Genomic DNA, 15,205 nt, shown 5'->3' on the forward strand with positions numbered 1-15,205 from the left:
TCTATTCGATGAACTTTGCATCACTCTCTATCAAGAGACCCATTTTTATAACCTGTACCGTCTTGCTGATTCTTGTAGCTGGATATCTCTCGCTGAACAAGTTGGGAGTGGATCTATTCCCGAACATCACGATTCCGGTCGTTACGGTAACTGTTCCATATCCGGGAGCGGCGCCTAACGAGATTGAGACGCTCATCGCAAAACCAGTGGAGGATGAATTGTCGACGATTTCCGGAGTCAAAAGGGTAAAGTCCATCTGTAACGAAGGCGTGGGGACGGTCGTTGTCGAATTTACTCTGGAAACGGACGTAAAGTATGCGGAACAACAAGTCCGAGATAAAGTTTCCAGCGTGAAACCGAAACTTCCCGATGACGCCAAAGAACCCGTCATTCGAAGAATCGATCCGGCTGATCAGCCGATTCTTATCATTGCCCTCAAAGCTGAACTTCCGGAAGCAGAACTCTATGATATAGCGAACGAGGAAATCAAACAAATTCTCTTAACAACCAAGGACGTAGGGAACGTAAACATCTACGGAGGACGAAAGCGTGAGATTCACGTGGAATTGGATCGTCAGAAGCTGAAAGAGCATATGATTCCGGCTTCCGTTGTTTCCAATCGTCTCGCTTCGGGAGGAATGAACATTCCGGCCGGAAAGGTTAGTAAGACGGATAAGGAACTTGTTTATAGAACTATCAACGAATTTCATTCTCCACAAGAAATCAGAGATACTCCGATTTCGCTTTTTGGAAACGAGGTTCCGGTAAGAATCGGTCAACTCGGAGAAGTAAAGGATACGGTGGAAGACGAAACTTCTCGTGCTTACTTTAACGGAAAGAAGGCGGTCTTTCTTCTCGTCTATAAACAATCCGGTTCTAACACCGTGGCCGTTGCACAAGCGGTTAAAAAGAAGGTTTCCGAAATTAACGTCGATCTTGCAAAAAGAAACGGATTTCCGGAGCTTACGACCGCGAACGATTCTTCCATAACGATCGATAACAATATCTACGACGTAAAGGAAACGATCATCATCGGAATCATTCTTACTATCATTGTCGTATTATTGTTTTTAGGAAGTGTTCGTTCCACATTGATCACGGGTTTGGCGCTTCCGAACTCTCTTCTCGGCGCCTTTATTCTTATGGCCATTGCCGGATTTACGGTGAACATCATGACTCTTCTCGCCTTGAGTCTTGCAGTCGGTCTCCTCATCGATGATGCGATCGTAGTGCGTGAGAATATTTTCAGACACAGGGAGATGGGAAAGACCGCGAGAGAAGCTTCCATCGAAGGGACAAAGGAAGTGACGCTCGCAGTCGTCGCGACTACGATGACGGTGATTGCGGTTTTTATGCCCATCGCGTTCATTAGCGGTGTCGTTGGTCAGTTCTTGAGGGAATTCGGTCTCACCGTTTGTTTTGCGCTTCTCATTTCTCTCTATGATGCGCTAACGATCGCTCCGATGTTGTCCGCGTATTTCGGCGGAAAGATCGGCAACCACGGACATTCTTCTTCTCCTTCGCATACGATTCCCGATTTATCGACTCAAGTAGAGAAAGGAAAAAAGAAGGGTAAGAATAGTATCGCGACTACGACTCTGGAAGAAATCGCCTATTCCAAAATCCGCACTCAAAACAAGATCAGCAAAGGATGGATCGTAAGAATTTTTTCTCCGATTCTAACCATTCTTGGAAAACTGGAAACGGGACTCGATTCTATTTTAAGTATTTTTAATGTGTTTCAGTCCTGGCTTGAGGATCGTTATGCTTCCGTCCTTAGATTCACCCTTAGAAGACCGATCTTGATTTTATCCGGAGCGGTTTTGATATTCATAGTCAGTTTGGGGTTAACAAAATTCATTCCAAAGACGTTTCTTCCCGCGCAGGATGAAGGAAAATTCTCTGTAACTCTGGACATGCCTCCGGGAACTTCGGTCGCAAAGATGGCGCAGGTAGCGCAGGAAGTGGATCAAAAGATCCGTTCTTACAAAGAGATCAAACTCGTAGCGATGTTTAATACAAATCGAAACACGAATATGTTCGTAGAGATGGTTCCTTCCAAACAACGGAAGATGAACACGACGCAGTTTAAAGAATTTCTTCGTAAAGAATTGAGCGTTTTCTCTTATGCGAATCCGATCGTCAAAGACATAGACAACGTGGGAGGCGGGCAACGACCTTTTACTCTGATCGTCAGCGGACAAAAAGGGGAAGTCGTGGAAGATTATGCGAAGAAGCTCTTTACGCGCCTTCAAAAATCTCCGGCGCTTCTGGACGTAGATACGAGTTATCGTGCGGGCGCTCCCGAGTTTCGAGTGATACCCGATCGTCAGATGGAAGTTCTTCTCGGCGTTCCTGGAACCGTGATCGGAACCGAACTTCGAACTCTTGTGGAAGGCACGACTCCCGCGGTTTACAGAGAGAACGGAGTGGAATACGATATTCGTGTTCGTTTGAAGGAAGGTCAAAGAGACCTCAAAGAAAACTTTTACAGTTCCTTCGTTCCGAATTTTAACAATCGATTGATTCCAATCCAGAATGTCGCGAAGGCGGAGGAAACGACCGGACTCGCTACGATCAACCGTCTCAATCGAAACAAATCCGTTGAAATCTACGCCGATGTAAATCCGCAAGGTCCGGGAATGGGAGGAGCGATGGAAGAAGTCGCAAAGATCACCCAAACCGAACTTCCTCTTCCTGCAGGAGTTAAGATCGGTTATACGGGACAAGCTGAGAGTTTTAAGGAGATGGGAACCTCCATGGCGATCGCGATGGGGCTTGGAGTTCTTTTTATCTATATGGTTCTTGCTTCTCTTTATGAAAGTTTTATCACCCCGATTGCGATCATGCTCGTGTTGCCTCTCGCTCTTTGTGGCGCCTTTATCGCGTTATTCCTGACTCAGAAATCTCTGGATATCTTTTCGATGATCGGGCTCATCATGTTGATCGGCGTGGCTACGAAGAATTCGATTCTTCTTGTAGACTTCACCAATCAGCTCCTTCAAAAGGGGATGGATATGAAGGAGGCGATCGTGGAAGCCGGAAGAGAAAGACTAAGACCGATTCTTATGACCTCGTTTGCGTTAGTCGCGGGTATGCTTCCGATCGCGATCGGACTCAACGAAGCTTCCCGTCAGAGAACGAGTATGGGTGTTGCGATCATCGGAGGTTTGATCTCCTCTACGATTCTTACTCTGGTGGTGGTTCCGGCGGCTTTTTCTTACATTGAGAAGTTGAACCAATTCGTGAGAAGGAATTCTCCGAATCCGGACGTATAAGAATGAAACGCGAGAATTCGGGATGTACGTTTACAAAAGGGATCGCGTCCTTGAATTCTCGGTTGCACTTTTGAATGTTTAGAATATAAAAAAAGAGTTTCAAATTGCGGAAGTCAGGAACAATGAGTGAGATGGAGCAGGACGAAGTAAAACTCCGAATCATGGAAAAGGCTCTTGAGCTTTTTCTAAAATACGGCTATTCTAAGACGCGGATGGAGGAAATCGCGAGGGTCCTCAAGATCTCCAGAAAAACTCTCTACAAACATTTCGAAAATAAGAATCATCTCTTATTCGAAATTCTCAGCGCCAAACACAAAAGAATGAGTAAGAAGATGATGGAGATTAGCGAAGACGAATCACTTTCCGTTCATGAAAAGGTAAAGGCGATCAACGAATTCAAGGTCAGCCAGTTCCCCGCAGGCGCAAACGAATTCATTTTGGAAATCAGAGACCAGGCTCCCGATCACTACGCTTATATTCGAGAAGTAAGAACGGAATCCATCTCCAAATCGATTCAGGCCCTTATCAGACAAGGAATCGAAAAGGGTGAGATTCGAAGCGACGTGAATACGACGATCTTCGCCGCTTTGATCAATTCCGCGATAGAGATGACGGCAACTCCGGAACTACTTCTCAACTCACCGTATTCTATGGTTCAATTACAACAGGAAATCCATCATATCCTTTTTTATGGAATCATGAATCCCGTCGCCGAATCGGTCAAGATCGCAAAGTAAGAATATCAGTCTTGAGTCTTCGGTTGCGAAAGCGCTTTCATCCTTTTCCATTCTACTTGAATCTCTTCCAAACTCAATTCTCCTCTTCCCGATTCTTCCGAGATTTTTTTTAAGATCGGTTGTAATTTGCGGGCGTCTTCGAGAGTGATCTCTTCACCCGCATCCCGTAAGATACAGAAGACGGCGCTTCTACCGGATTGACTCGTAAATTCGATCCGATCTCCTTCGGGTCTTCCGATCAAACCTGCGTCAAACGCGCGATAGGCGCCTTTCTGAAGATGTCTCGTTTTCGCAACGCCGTCTTGGTGAATTCCGGATCTGTGAGAGATGACGTCTTCTCCGATCAAAGGAGCTTTTTCGTAGATGGGAACGTCCGAAAGATACGATACCAGACGTGAAGTTTCATAAATAGCCGAAAAATTCAGGGGAACGTTGACGCCGCAGTTGTGAAGCGCAATCGCGACTTCATATGTGTTCGTATTTCCCGCTCTTTCACCTAACCCGTTTAAGGCGGTCTCCAATTGAACGGCTCCGGAAAAATATGATTCCACAGTGGTTGCGGTCGCCATTCCCAAGTCGTTGTGAGTGTGGATGGAAATCCTCGTGTCTTCCGGTAACGCATTCGTCACTGCCTTTACCATAGAAACGAAAAGCCAAGGACGATAACGTTCCACGGTGTTCGGAAGATTGACCACGTCTGCGCCGAAGTTCAGAGCGGTGCGAAAGGCCTCTACTGCAAAGTCCAGATTCTCCAATGAATCTCCGAAGTGTTCTCCGGAAAATTGAACTTCTCCTCTGGAACCGACCAGGCTTTTTGCATAAGCGACGGATTCCGATATTCTTTCCAAAACTTTATCGGGGGTTGTCTTCAGAACGTTTTCAATCGTAAAAGCGGAAATCGGATATACGATATGAATCCTCGGTTTCGGCGCTTTCTGTATCGCTTTCCAAGAAATTTCGATCTCCTTTTCCACGGCTCTCGAAAGTGAGGAGATGACGACGTTATCCGGTGCGATGGAGGAAAGATAACTGCAGGCTTCGAATTCCTGATCGTTAGAGGAAGCGAATCCTACTTCGATTCCTTGTACTCCGAGTTTCAAAAGTTGACGAAAGATCGTTTCCTTTTGATCGAGATTCCAGGGTTTACGAAGTGCTTGGTTGCCGTCTCTCAAGGTCACATCCATAAAAAAAGGCGGATGTTTTGGAAGAGGATTTTGTAAAACTTCCGCGAAGGATTGGATTTCCTTTTTGTCTTCGAAAGAAGCGATACCTCTCGACGAGTCTACGGTTTTCGATTCCGAGTTTTGATTCATTGTTTTCTCCTTTTACCGGCCGGATCCAGGAGTGGGTTTTTCGAAAGAGAATTATCCGAAAACAAAAAAGCCCACTCCAGGAGGAGCAGGCTCGTGTTTTTTTACAACTCTACCGGCTCCCCCTAACTAAGGAGGAGAAGAAGCTCAAGGCTATTGAGACCCGGTAGAAGATTACGAAACATATATAAACTCAGACTCTGAAAGGGTTCTAAAAAATACAAGAATTTTTTAAAACGAAATGCTCTTTTCGATTTCGGATCGGAATCAAGATCAACCGTTATGCGTCGATTCGCCGGAAGAATCGGGTTTTTTGAGAAGAGTCCAGATTCCTTCCGACTCGATATTTTTTTCTTCGATCAGATTTTTGAGTTCGGAAATATCTTTTTTCATCGGTTCAGGGACCGGAAGTTTTTCCAATTCTTGAAAAAACGTTCTGGCCTGCGGAAGTTGATCCGACTTCAGATAACAAAATGAAATCGCGTATAAGGAGACGATGTCCTTTCTTTCCGATTCCGGAGTGGAAAGATATAAATCGAGAGCCTTTGCGTAGTTTCCGGTTCCCGTATAAAGAGAAGCCAGATTCTTCTTTGCGTTTACGTTGTTCTCGTCGATCTCGAGAACTTTTGTGAATTGAATTTCCGCCTTCGGTTTATCTTTTTTCTTCGCATACAAAACGCCGAGTCCGACTCTTGCGGACACGAAAGATTCATCGAGTGAGATCGCTTTGATAAAACGTTCTTCGGCGGGTTCCAGTTCGTTCAGATGAGAATGGCACATCGCGAGATGATAATTTCCGATCGGATCTTCGGGATTTTGATGAAGATATTGAACGAGAGCTTCTTTGGCTCCGGGAAGATTTCCCTGTTTTACGAATTCTAAGGCTTGTTGCAGTTTCATAATTGGAAAAAATTTCGTAGCACGATCCATTCTTACTCGAAGAATTTTAAGGTAAATCCTTTTGAGGATCGGGGAAACGAAACTTTTAGAGAACGAATGGATCGGGGAGAATCGGACAAATGTAAAATTTGAACATGTTCAAAAATAAATCTTGACAGAAATATTTTTTGAAATTAGTTTCGGTTTAAATTTTTTCCGCTGGAGAATGTATGGAAACTTCGAAGAACAAGCTTCTCGCTCGTCGCGCCTTAGGTTTTTGGACCTTGGGAATTGTCCTCGTTCTCCTTTTGGCATTTTTGATCGCGGCTCCTTTTTTTGCTCTGAGCGGGGCATACGGAGTCGCTCTGTTTATCGCAATTCCTTTTTCGATCGGAATCCTCATCGCGTTTGCTCGATCCTTTTCAGGCAAAGCGACGTTCGGCGACATTCTTTCGGTGGCGGTGTTTCCCATCGTAATTCTTCTTTTGGGTTTATTGTTTATCGGGAAAGAAGGTTTTATCTGTATTTTGATGGCGCTTCCGATTGCGATATTTCCTTTTTTAATCGGTGCTTGGATCGGATATAAGATTCAAAATCGGATCTGGTCCAAATATCTCGTCGTGTTGATCGTTTTGTTTTGTAATATCTCGGCTCACGTTTTTGATCGAATCGATCTATCTGCCGAAACAAACGAGATAACGACGTCGATTGTAGTCGATTCCTCTCCAAGGGAAGTTTGGAAACGAATCACTTCTCCTTTTACTTTCGGAGAGGCGAAGAATTTTTTCTTTCGCAACGGAGTTTCTTATCCCGTTTCGATGCAAGTCGTTACGAAGAACGGAGTTCATTTTTTGAACTGTGTTTATACGAACGGTACCACATCCGCCACCATACAAGAGTTAGTTGAAAATAAGGAGATGAAATTCCGATTCCCGACACCGCAGGTTACGATGAAGGAAACGTCTTTTTACGGAGCCGTCGAACCGAAACATATTCGAGGAAAAATATGGGCTTCCTTCGGCGCGTTTCGTTTGGTCCCGAGCGGGGAGGGAAACGTTGAAATCATCGCGACGACGAAATACGTCAACGGTTTAGGTCCGAAATTCTATTGGAAGTTATGGTCGGATTATCTGATAGACGAGATGCATCTGCACGTTTTAGAAAAGATAAAATTCGATCTGGAAAAGATCGAAAATAAAAACGAGTAAGGTGGAGCGATATGAGATTTTGTAACCGACTTCGTTTTCAGAAAAAATTCTTCGATCGTTTTTCATCGAGTTATTATTTTCTCAATTTTCTTTCTTTCGGCTTGGCGAACCTAACAAGAAAAAGATCACTCAAGACTTTGAAGATTGCAGAGGGAGAAACAGTTTGTGATCTGATGTGCGGGGACGGAAGTAATATTGGAATTATAAAAAAGAAATTTGGAAAGAATCCGATTCTTGGAGTTGATATTTCCAAATGTATGATTCAACGCGCTCGAAAACGTTTTGGAGAAAACAACGTGACGTATTTTGCGGAGAACGCGCTTTCTTCTTCGATCGCTTCGGGTTCTTGCGACGCAGTGAGCTGTACATTCGGATTAAAGACTTTATCGGCGGAGGAAAGAAGGATACTCTTTTCGGAAGTGTATCGAATCTTAAAACCTTCGGGGACGTTCGTATTTACCGAATTATCGAGACCGAAATACGGATTTTTCTTTTTGCTCTGGAATTTTTATTTCGGACAGTTTCTTCCCTTATTTGGGAGAATTTTTTATCTTCCCTTTGTTGGAAAAAAATATCTTTCCGATTCGATCGATTCTTTCGAGAGCGTCGTTAAGGACGAAAAGAATGTTCGTTCCGTCTTTTCCCAAGTGGACCTCTTCAGTTGGTATCGAGGGATCGTAACCGGGTTTTACGGAAGAAAATAGAGGAGATTTCTCTTTTATGAAATTCTTCTTTTGAAAGTTTTTTACGAAGATTCCTCATTTTTCCTTTTAAGAGAAGAGCCTTTTTCATACAATAACCGTAAGAATTCATTCTAACTTAGGAGAAGGAGGAGAGAGTATGTCTTATATGGCGGTTGGTTCCAGGCAGATTTTGTTTTCCGATTCGATTGCTCCGGTTTCCACCGGTTCTTCTTCCAGAGAGATCGTGGCGACACAGGACAATCAGAGCAAAAGCCCCGATTCCGAAGTGGTTCCTCCGGGTTCTCCTCCTCCATCGGTTGGAAAGAATGTCGACGTTTATGCTTAAAGCGGAAGTGATATGACCCATCTTTTATTCTCTCTCATTCTGATGTCCCTCGTTGTCGAGTTTGTGTTTCCACTCATCAATCCTGATTTTCACGTGGTAGGCGGTTGGATCAATTCGATCATCGTAGTCGTCGCCTTTGTTCTGATCAACGCGTTTATGAGATTGATCTTAATCATCATGACCCTGGGAATCGGAATCGTCTTTTATTATCTGAGTCTTGGTTTGATCGGATTGATCATCAATGCCTGGGTGATTTTAATCATCGGCGATTGGTTTCCGGGAACTCTTTCGGTTCCCGGTTTTTGGTCCGCGTTTTTAGGAGGAATTCTTCTTGTTCTTGCGAACTACGTCGGAAAGACCGAATCCAAAGAAAGAAAAAAGGAAAAACAAAAAGGTTAGAATCGAACCGCTCTGAAATAATCCTTTAAGATAGAATCCAGTTGTTCGTAAGAATGGTATCCTCTCGCGAGGATGCCGCTTTCCGCTCCGTCCGAAAACACTAAACTCGGAAACGCGCTCACCCCCAAAGAAAAACCGAAATAGAAATCATTTTGGGTTTCCATCTCCGTATCCTTGTCTTCAAAGACCGACTGAAATTCTTTCTTAGGGATTCCGACGGTTTCCGCGATCTTGAAAAACGTTTCCGCCGAAGTTGGATCTTGATTCCCATAAAAAAAAGTTTTGGAAAGTGTATGCAAATATTGGAATGTGATTTCCGGATTGATTTTTTGCGCGCTGATCACGGCTCGGCAGGCAGGAAACGAATCGTAGCGAAAGTCCTTTTGTTCAAGAATCCCAAGTTGAAACGATTGTTTTGTGAGCGCCTCTGCGTCTTTCCATTCGTGTTTTAGAATTCTCGCAAGTTCGGGAGTGAGTAGTTCCGCGCTTTCGCCGAACCGAAGTCCTCCCAAGACGAGAGAGAAACGAATTTTATCTTTGTATTCTTCTTGGATTCTTTCGAAGACCGGTGCAAAGCCGTAGGACCAAGGACAGAGGGGGTCCACCGCGTAGAGAATGGAATGTTGGAGAGAATCGTTCTGTTGCAAGGGAGTTCCCTCAATGCTTTGATTTCCAAAAGATGATTTGGATTCCGCGGAAGACCATCCTTTTTTGGGAGTTCTCGCGTTCCTTGGAAGTCCGAAGGATTCCTTTTTCAAGGAGTTCCCGCAAAATCGACACATCGGAAAGATCCAGGACCAAGGATTCGTTTCTCTTGGAGGAGTTCCTACTTTTTTTACTCGTACACTTCCGAAGAATCGAAATTCAAAACGTTTTGGAAGAATCAATTCTTCCGACAAAGAATCCGATTACAAAAAAAACTTGAAACAACACCGAATGTCCCGGAACCAACCGCACCAAAATGTGGAGTGGACCATTTCCTATTTTTGAATCCACGAAAAATGAACTCCTCGAATTCTTCTCCTCCTTTGGCGCATTAAAAAAGGCGGGATAACCCGCCTTTTTTAAAGTCATTCTTGTTTCAGAATTTTCAAATTTCATTCGGGTGTTTTATGTAATACACTGATAACCACAGTGTCCCGAAGAGAACCCCCGCGTAAGCCAAGACCGCAGTGACAATGTCGATGACCGGAAGAAGTGTCGCAATCGGCGAGATTTTATCCGCTGTCATTCGGGTTGCCTCTCCCAAGATCAAAAACAAACCTCCCAAGCCGATCAGGTGATATCTTCCCATCGCTTCTTTTGTCACCCGAGCAAAACGGGCAAAAACAGGAACTGCCAACAACGCAAGCGCAAAGATCGTGATTGCATTCATGGTGAACCCTCCTTATTTCATCTAGTTAGACTCGAAGAGGTTTTCAAGATTTACAGAAAGGTTCACAAAATTTATTTTATTCGATATATTATATAATGCTTGTTCAACTTAACGTATAACGACTTCGGATTAAAAAATGATCTCACAATGGCGTATGACGTTTTGAATTCTGATCCGATTCGAAATGGAAATAAAAAGTTTCCGAAGCTATTGTATTTTTCTTTTTACAATACGTTTGTTTTTTCAGTAAACAAGGTTCGTTTTAAAAATAATCTACGATGGACTCAGTAGAATATTAGAAAAATAGAATTCATTCTTGTGGATTTTTTTTTGGAAGATGGAAAAGCGAAATATGCATTCTCCATTTTCGGAAACAAAAAAGAAACTCCGAGATAAAGTTACGAAATCAAAAAATACGTTTCGATTTAATCGCGAAAATCTTGATTCAAAGTAAAATGAACCTTCTTCGAATTGTTATTTTTATAAAAAGAATTTAGAGGAAAAGAGAATCCAGATTCTCCTTTTTTAAATTTTTATGAAGAATCTTTTTGGAAAAGAAAAACGAAACGTGGAAATTGAGATTCTATTTTCGATCGATTACAAGGAGTGTAACGTCGTCTTCGAATTTGGGACGGTTACAATATTCGATTGCATCTTCGACGATCTGAGCGGAAGACTCTTTTACGTTTTTTGAAATCGATTTTCGGATGGAAAGAGAAACCAATTCTTCGCTATATCTTTTGGATCGATCCTCGGAAGAATGTTCCGAAAGACCGTCCGTATAAAGAACGAGTCGATCTCCCGCGCGAAACATCGTCGAATTCTCCTCGAAAAATAGATCCGGGATCACTCCGATGAGTTTTCCTTTTGTCTCCAACGGGATCATCGTGTCCGTCGCGTTTTGTAAAAGTAGCGGATGGTTGTGGCCGGCGTTGGAAAAAAGAATCGTATTCTTCTCCGTATCGATCACACAATAGAATGCTGTTACGAAGTTTCCGGCCATCTTATTGTTCAAAGCGTGATTCAGTCCCGTAAAAAAACGCGAAGGACTGGAGAGGGTTTCCTTATCGTAAGTCGAGATGATCGTATTCATGACGGCGGCGATCACGGAAGCTGAAAGCCCGTGACCGGAAACGTCCGCGATGAGAAAACCCGTTCTTTCCGTATCCAACTTGAAGACGCTATAAAAATCTCCGCCGACGTTCGAGTAAGGAATATGTTGTGAGCCAACGTCTAAACCCTTGATATAAGGGATCGCGGTCGGAATCACCTTTGACATCACTTCTCTTGCTCTTTGCAATTCTCGATCGGAATCCACAACCCTATGAAAGAGGTCCGCGTTCTTGATCGTAACCGAAAGTCGATTTGCGATCGCTCCCAACATATCGAGATCGTTGTTGTGAAATGCGAAACCGGAATTCTTACTATTGACGCTGATGACTCCGAGGAGTTCGTCCCTGTAGATCAGAGGAGAAGAGATCAAAGAGTTTGCTTCGAACTTATACTTTGCATCTTGATTATAACGTTTGTCTTCTTCCAGATTTTGGATCAGAAGATTTTTCCTTTCTTGAGCGACCCAGCCCGCGATTCCTTCACCGAACGGAACCACGATCGAATGGACTGCTTCTTTCGGAATTCCTTTTGCGGCTAGGATTCTTAAGGTTTTACTTTTGTGATCCGCGAGATAGATCGTCCCAGTTCTTGCTTCCAAAAATTCCAAGATTTTATCCAAGACCCAGTTGCCGAGTTCGTGAATGCTCTTTTCGGAAACGATGAGCTTTTCGAATTCATAAAGAAGGGAAAGTTCTAAGATTCTTTTTTTGAGATTATCGTGGATCTTCGCGTTTTGGATCGCGATCGCGGCGACTTCGGACAAGGAGGAAAGATAATTCAGATCGGAAGAATCAAAAGCCCTCTCCTTTGTCTTGTTGAGAATTTCCAGAGTACCGATGATCTTGTCTTCCACAAAGAGGGGAACGCAAACAAGGGAACGGGTTCGATAACCGGTCTTCTTATCCCAATCTTGATTGAATCTCGGATCGGAATACGCGTCTTCCAGGATGATCGCCTTTTTCTCTTTTGCGACCCAGCCTGCGATTCCTTGCCCCATATCGAGGCGACCGTATTTTTGAATGATTTCCCCTTTTTCACCAAGAGCGACTTCGCAATATAAGAATTCTCCGGTTTCGTCGAGAAGAAAGAGGGAACTCGCTTCGGCTTCCAAGAGATCCTTGGAATAGAGCATGATCAAAGGTAAGAGCTGATAAAGATCCAAATTCGCATTTAAGATCGTACTCGTATTGAGAATACTCTTCAACTTTTGAAATTCTAAATCAGCGTGAGTCATAGAGATTTCTGTCAATGCTACAGGAAATAGAAGGTTCGTCAAGGGTTTGGAAATATCCGGTAGACTGAAAAACTATAATTCGCTTAACGATAAACGGCTTCGGTGGTTGACGTTTTATTTCGGTTTAAAAAAAGGGATTTCGTTTCAGAAACAACAAAGCGCCAAAATTCCGAGAAAAGTATTTTTTGAAAGGAAGAAACTTCAACGAATTGAAACGGTCTCATTAGAGTAATGGAAAATCAGATTTCACGTTTCCTCATATTTCTTTCCGTCTTTACCCTGCTCATCGCACTGGGTTATACATATACTGGCTTTCGTTTGATTCCGGGGTTAGGCGCACAAGGTTGGGTTTCTTGGCTTGCGTGGGGAATGATCTTCCTCTTTACCTTGAGTATTCCCGTAAGCTATTATATAAGCCTCACATCTCATGAGGAAAGGATTCAGACCGCATTTTCATACCTCGCGTTTACGGGACTCGGTTTTTTTACGATCCTTTTCAGTCTTGTGATTTTGAAAGACATAACGACCGCGTCCTTTCACGGTTTTACGAGTTTCTTTCCGAACGCGAGCGGAGGAGAGAACGACGGTGGAAGCGAGTTGATTCAGAGAAAGGAATTCTTAAATCAGATTCTTAGTTTTTCCGTCCTGGGGTTGGCGGGCGGATTGACCGGGATTGGATTCTATCAGGCTCATAAAAAGTTGAAAGTCATTTCGATAGACGTATTGGAGAAGAATCTTCATTCCTCTTTGGAGGGATTTAAGATCGTGCAGATTTCCGATATACATATCGGACCCACGATAAAAAAAGAATTCTTGGAAGCGGTCGTAAAAGCCGTAAACGAACTCGAACCCGATCTTATCGCAATCACGGGAGATCTCGTGGACGGGCCGGTGAGCAAACTCGGACATCATATCACTCCGTTAGCCGATCTCAAATCCAAACATGGAACTTTTTTCGTCACCGGAAATCACGAATATTACTCCGGCGCGCTTTCCTGGATTCGAGAACTGAAAGGTCACGGAATTCAGGTTTTGTTAAACGAAAACAAAATTCTAAAACACGGAAGCGCTAGTCTAACCCTCGCAGGAGTGACTGATCTCAAAGCGGGAACGATCATCGCGGAACACACGACCGATCCGCACAAAGCGATGAAAGGGGGGGAGAGCGGGGATTATAAAATTCTTCTCGCACATCAACCCAACAGCGTTTTTGAAAGTACGAAAGCCGGCTTTGATCTTCAGCTTTCCGGACATACACACGGAGGTCAGTATTTTCCAGGAAATATATTGATCTATCTCGCACAGAAATTCGTAGCGGGACTTCACAGACACGAATCGACCTGGATCTACGTGAGTAGAGGAACCGGATATTGGGGGCCACCTTTGCGTCTTGGAGCGCCTTCGGAGATCAGCGTTATTCAATTGAGAAAAGAATCCTAAGAAAAATTCTGAATTCAATCGAAGACTCTCCTCGTTCGAGAGGAAAAAAGTAGGAACTCCTTCGAAGAGAAGCCAGAAACGAAAGTTCGCTTTGGTTTCAAGGCATTTTTTGCGTGCAATGTTTGTCGGAACAAATGATTCTCTCTGTGAAAGCGGGGAGTTCCCGCAAAAAAGGATTCTTCTTCGAAAGAATTGCAGTGTAGGAACTCCTAAAAAAAGGAAAGACGGAGAAGGATTCTCTCTTCTGCACCTTTTCCGGGCCGTTTTGAAATCCGATATTCTAAGAAAGGACTTAGGATGGAGGGCAAAACGATGGTCCTTTCCGGAACCAATCGAATCGCGATCACGATAGGAATGATATTCTTCATTTTTTTTACCGTAAACGACTGCGGAAAAAAAAACAAGGGAACACCAAAGAAGGAAAATTCCAAAACGAGCGTATCAAAAAAAAACGAACTAGAGTTGGAACCGGAATTGAAGGAAAGAAAGTTCTTCCAAGAAGACGCGCTTGGCCAACCGAAAAAATATTCGGAACCGGAAGAACAAGCGGAAGAATCCGAACGATACGAACCTCAAAAAAAACAAAACAAATCGCCTTCGTCTTTTCTCGGATCTTCACAGGGATGTAAGAGCGGAGATTGTAAAAACGGAAACGGAATCTATGTCTATGGATCCGGCGAAGTATATTCCGGATCGTTTAAAAATGATAAGCGACATGGGAATGGAAACATTCTCTATAAGGACGGGGATCGATTTTCCGGAAATTTTCAGAATGATAAAAAATCGGGAATCGGAACCTATCGATTCGCAAGCGGGGCGATATTCAGCGGACGATTCTACGAGGACGGAGAAAGCGCGGAAGGATTCTTAACCGTAGGAAAGAAGAAAAAAGAATGTTCCATCATTCGAAATCAGATGAATTGCAAAAAATAATTCGGGCGTTTCCTCGCGCTACAACATCGTAAAGAACGCGCTCGGACCGGGCTCTCCACTCCAGTCAAAAAATTAAAAAGACAAAACCCTAAGAGAAGCGAAGACCCGAAGAGCAATTTTTTGACTCCGTGTCGATCCCATAACGCGAGACAAGCCACAGGATCGTCCGAATGTACCGAAAAAAAGGAACGATCGCATTGAATTTCACATAACGTTCCTTTTAAAAAAAAGAAAAGAATCGGTTTTACTCGAAAGAACCGAAAGCAATCT

13 protein-coding genes are annotated in these 15,205 nt (G+C 43.6%); 8 read left to right on the forward strand and 5 right to left on the reverse strand.

Features of this window, described 5'->3' with window-relative positions; genetic code table 11:
• Positions 1 to 8: 8 nt before the first annotated feature.
• Positions 9 to 3,278, forward strand: coding sequence for an efflux RND transporter permease subunit (locus DLM75_RS07505; protein WP_118967786.1), 3,270 nt, complete (start codon positions 9 to 11; stop codon positions 3,276 to 3,278).
• A gap of 122 nt (positions 3,279 to 3,400) precedes the next feature.
• Positions 3,401 to 4,015 (forward strand): TetR/AcrR family transcriptional regulator, encoded by a 615-nt coding sequence (locus DLM75_RS07510; protein WP_118967787.1) that lies wholly within the window; start codon positions 3,401 to 3,403, stop codon positions 4,013 to 4,015.
• 5 nt (positions 4,016 to 4,020) lie between these two features.
• Here the strand turns inward: DLM75_RS07510 and leuA2 are convergent, their stop codons facing one another.
• Both leuA2 and DLM75_RS07520 read right to left on the reverse strand, forming a co-directional pair.
• Positions 4,021 to 5,328, reverse strand: coding sequence for a 2-isopropylmalate synthase LeuA2 (leuA2, locus tag DLM75_RS07515; RefSeq protein WP_118967788.1), 1,308 nt, complete (start codon positions 5,326 to 5,328; stop codon positions 4,021 to 4,023).
• Between the two features lie 270 nt (positions 5,329 to 5,598).
• Positions 5,599 to 6,225: a tetratricopeptide repeat protein gene (locus DLM75_RS07520; RefSeq protein ID WP_118968030.1), complete on the reverse strand. Its 627-nt coding sequence runs from the start codon at positions 6,223 to 6,225 to the stop codon at positions 5,599 to 5,601.
• A 209-nt stretch (positions 6,226 to 6,434) separates the two neighbouring features.
• Here DLM75_RS07520 and DLM75_RS07525 point away from each other — a divergent pair, with 209 nt between their 5' ends.
• The 4 genes from DLM75_RS07525 to DLM75_RS07540 all read left to right on the forward strand — a co-directional run bounded on the left by DLM75_RS07525 (position 6,435) and on the right by DLM75_RS07540 (position 8,840).
• On the forward strand, positions 6,435 to 7,412 hold the full coding sequence (locus tag DLM75_RS07525) for a hypothetical protein (protein WP_118967789.1): 978 nt from the start codon (positions 6,435 to 6,437) through the stop codon (positions 7,410 to 7,412).
• Between the two features lie 11 nt (positions 7,413 to 7,423).
• Positions 7,424 to 8,116 (forward strand): class I SAM-dependent methyltransferase, encoded by a 693-nt coding sequence (locus DLM75_RS07530; RefSeq protein ID WP_118967790.1) that lies wholly within the window; start codon positions 7,424 to 7,426, stop codon positions 8,114 to 8,116.
• A gap of 136 nt (positions 8,117 to 8,252) precedes the next feature.
• Positions 8,253 to 8,441 carry a hypothetical protein gene (locus DLM75_RS07535; protein WP_118967791.1) on the forward strand — a complete coding sequence of 63 codons (189 nt, stop codon included), beginning with the start codon at positions 8,253 to 8,255 and terminating at the stop codon, positions 8,439 to 8,441.
• Positions 8,442 to 8,453: 12 nt separating this feature from the next.
• A complete protein-coding gene (locus DLM75_RS07540; RefSeq protein ID WP_118967792.1) occupies positions 8,454 to 8,840 on the forward strand; it encodes a phage holin family protein in 387 nt (128 codons plus the stop codon).
• Here DLM75_RS07540 and DLM75_RS07545 read toward each other — a convergent pair.
• The 3 genes from DLM75_RS07545 to DLM75_RS07565 form a co-directional block, all read right to left on the reverse strand.
• Entirely contained in the window at positions 8,837 to 9,487 is a 651-nt protein-coding gene (locus DLM75_RS07545; protein ID WP_118968031.1) for a DsbA family protein, read from the reverse strand. The two genes, DLM75_RS07540 and DLM75_RS07545, sit on opposite strands and share 4 nt — an antisense overlap.
• 443 nt (positions 9,488 to 9,930) lie before the next feature.
• A complete protein-coding gene (locus tag DLM75_RS07555) occupies positions 9,931 to 10,215 on the reverse strand; it encodes an LIC10816 family protein (RefSeq protein WP_100787700.1) in 285 nt (94 codons plus the stop codon).
• Between the two features lie 583 nt (positions 10,216 to 10,798).
• Positions 10,799 to 12,562 (reverse strand): GAF domain-containing SpoIIE family protein phosphatase, encoded by a 1,764-nt coding sequence (locus DLM75_RS07565; protein WP_118967795.1) that lies wholly within the window; start codon positions 12,560 to 12,562, stop codon positions 10,799 to 10,801.
• 231 nt (positions 12,563 to 12,793) lie between these two features.
• On the opposite strand from DLM75_RS07565, the gene DLM75_RS07575 reads away from it, so the two are divergent.
• Entirely contained in the window at positions 12,794 to 14,002 is a 1,209-nt protein-coding gene (locus DLM75_RS07575; RefSeq protein ID WP_118967797.1) for a metallophosphoesterase, read from the forward strand.
• 297 nt (positions 14,003 to 14,299) lie between these two features.
• Positions 14,300 to 14,935 carry an MORN repeat-containing protein gene (locus DLM75_RS07585; protein ID WP_429945422.1) on the forward strand — a complete coding sequence of 212 codons (636 nt, stop codon included), beginning with the start codon at positions 14,300 to 14,302 and terminating at the stop codon, positions 14,933 to 14,935.
• The last annotated feature ends 270 nt before the right edge of the window (positions 14,936 to 15,205 follow it).

Source organism: Leptospira stimsonii, assembly GCF_003545885.1.
GTDB lineage: Bacteria > Spirochaetota > Leptospiria > Leptospirales > Leptospiraceae > Leptospira > Leptospira stimsonii.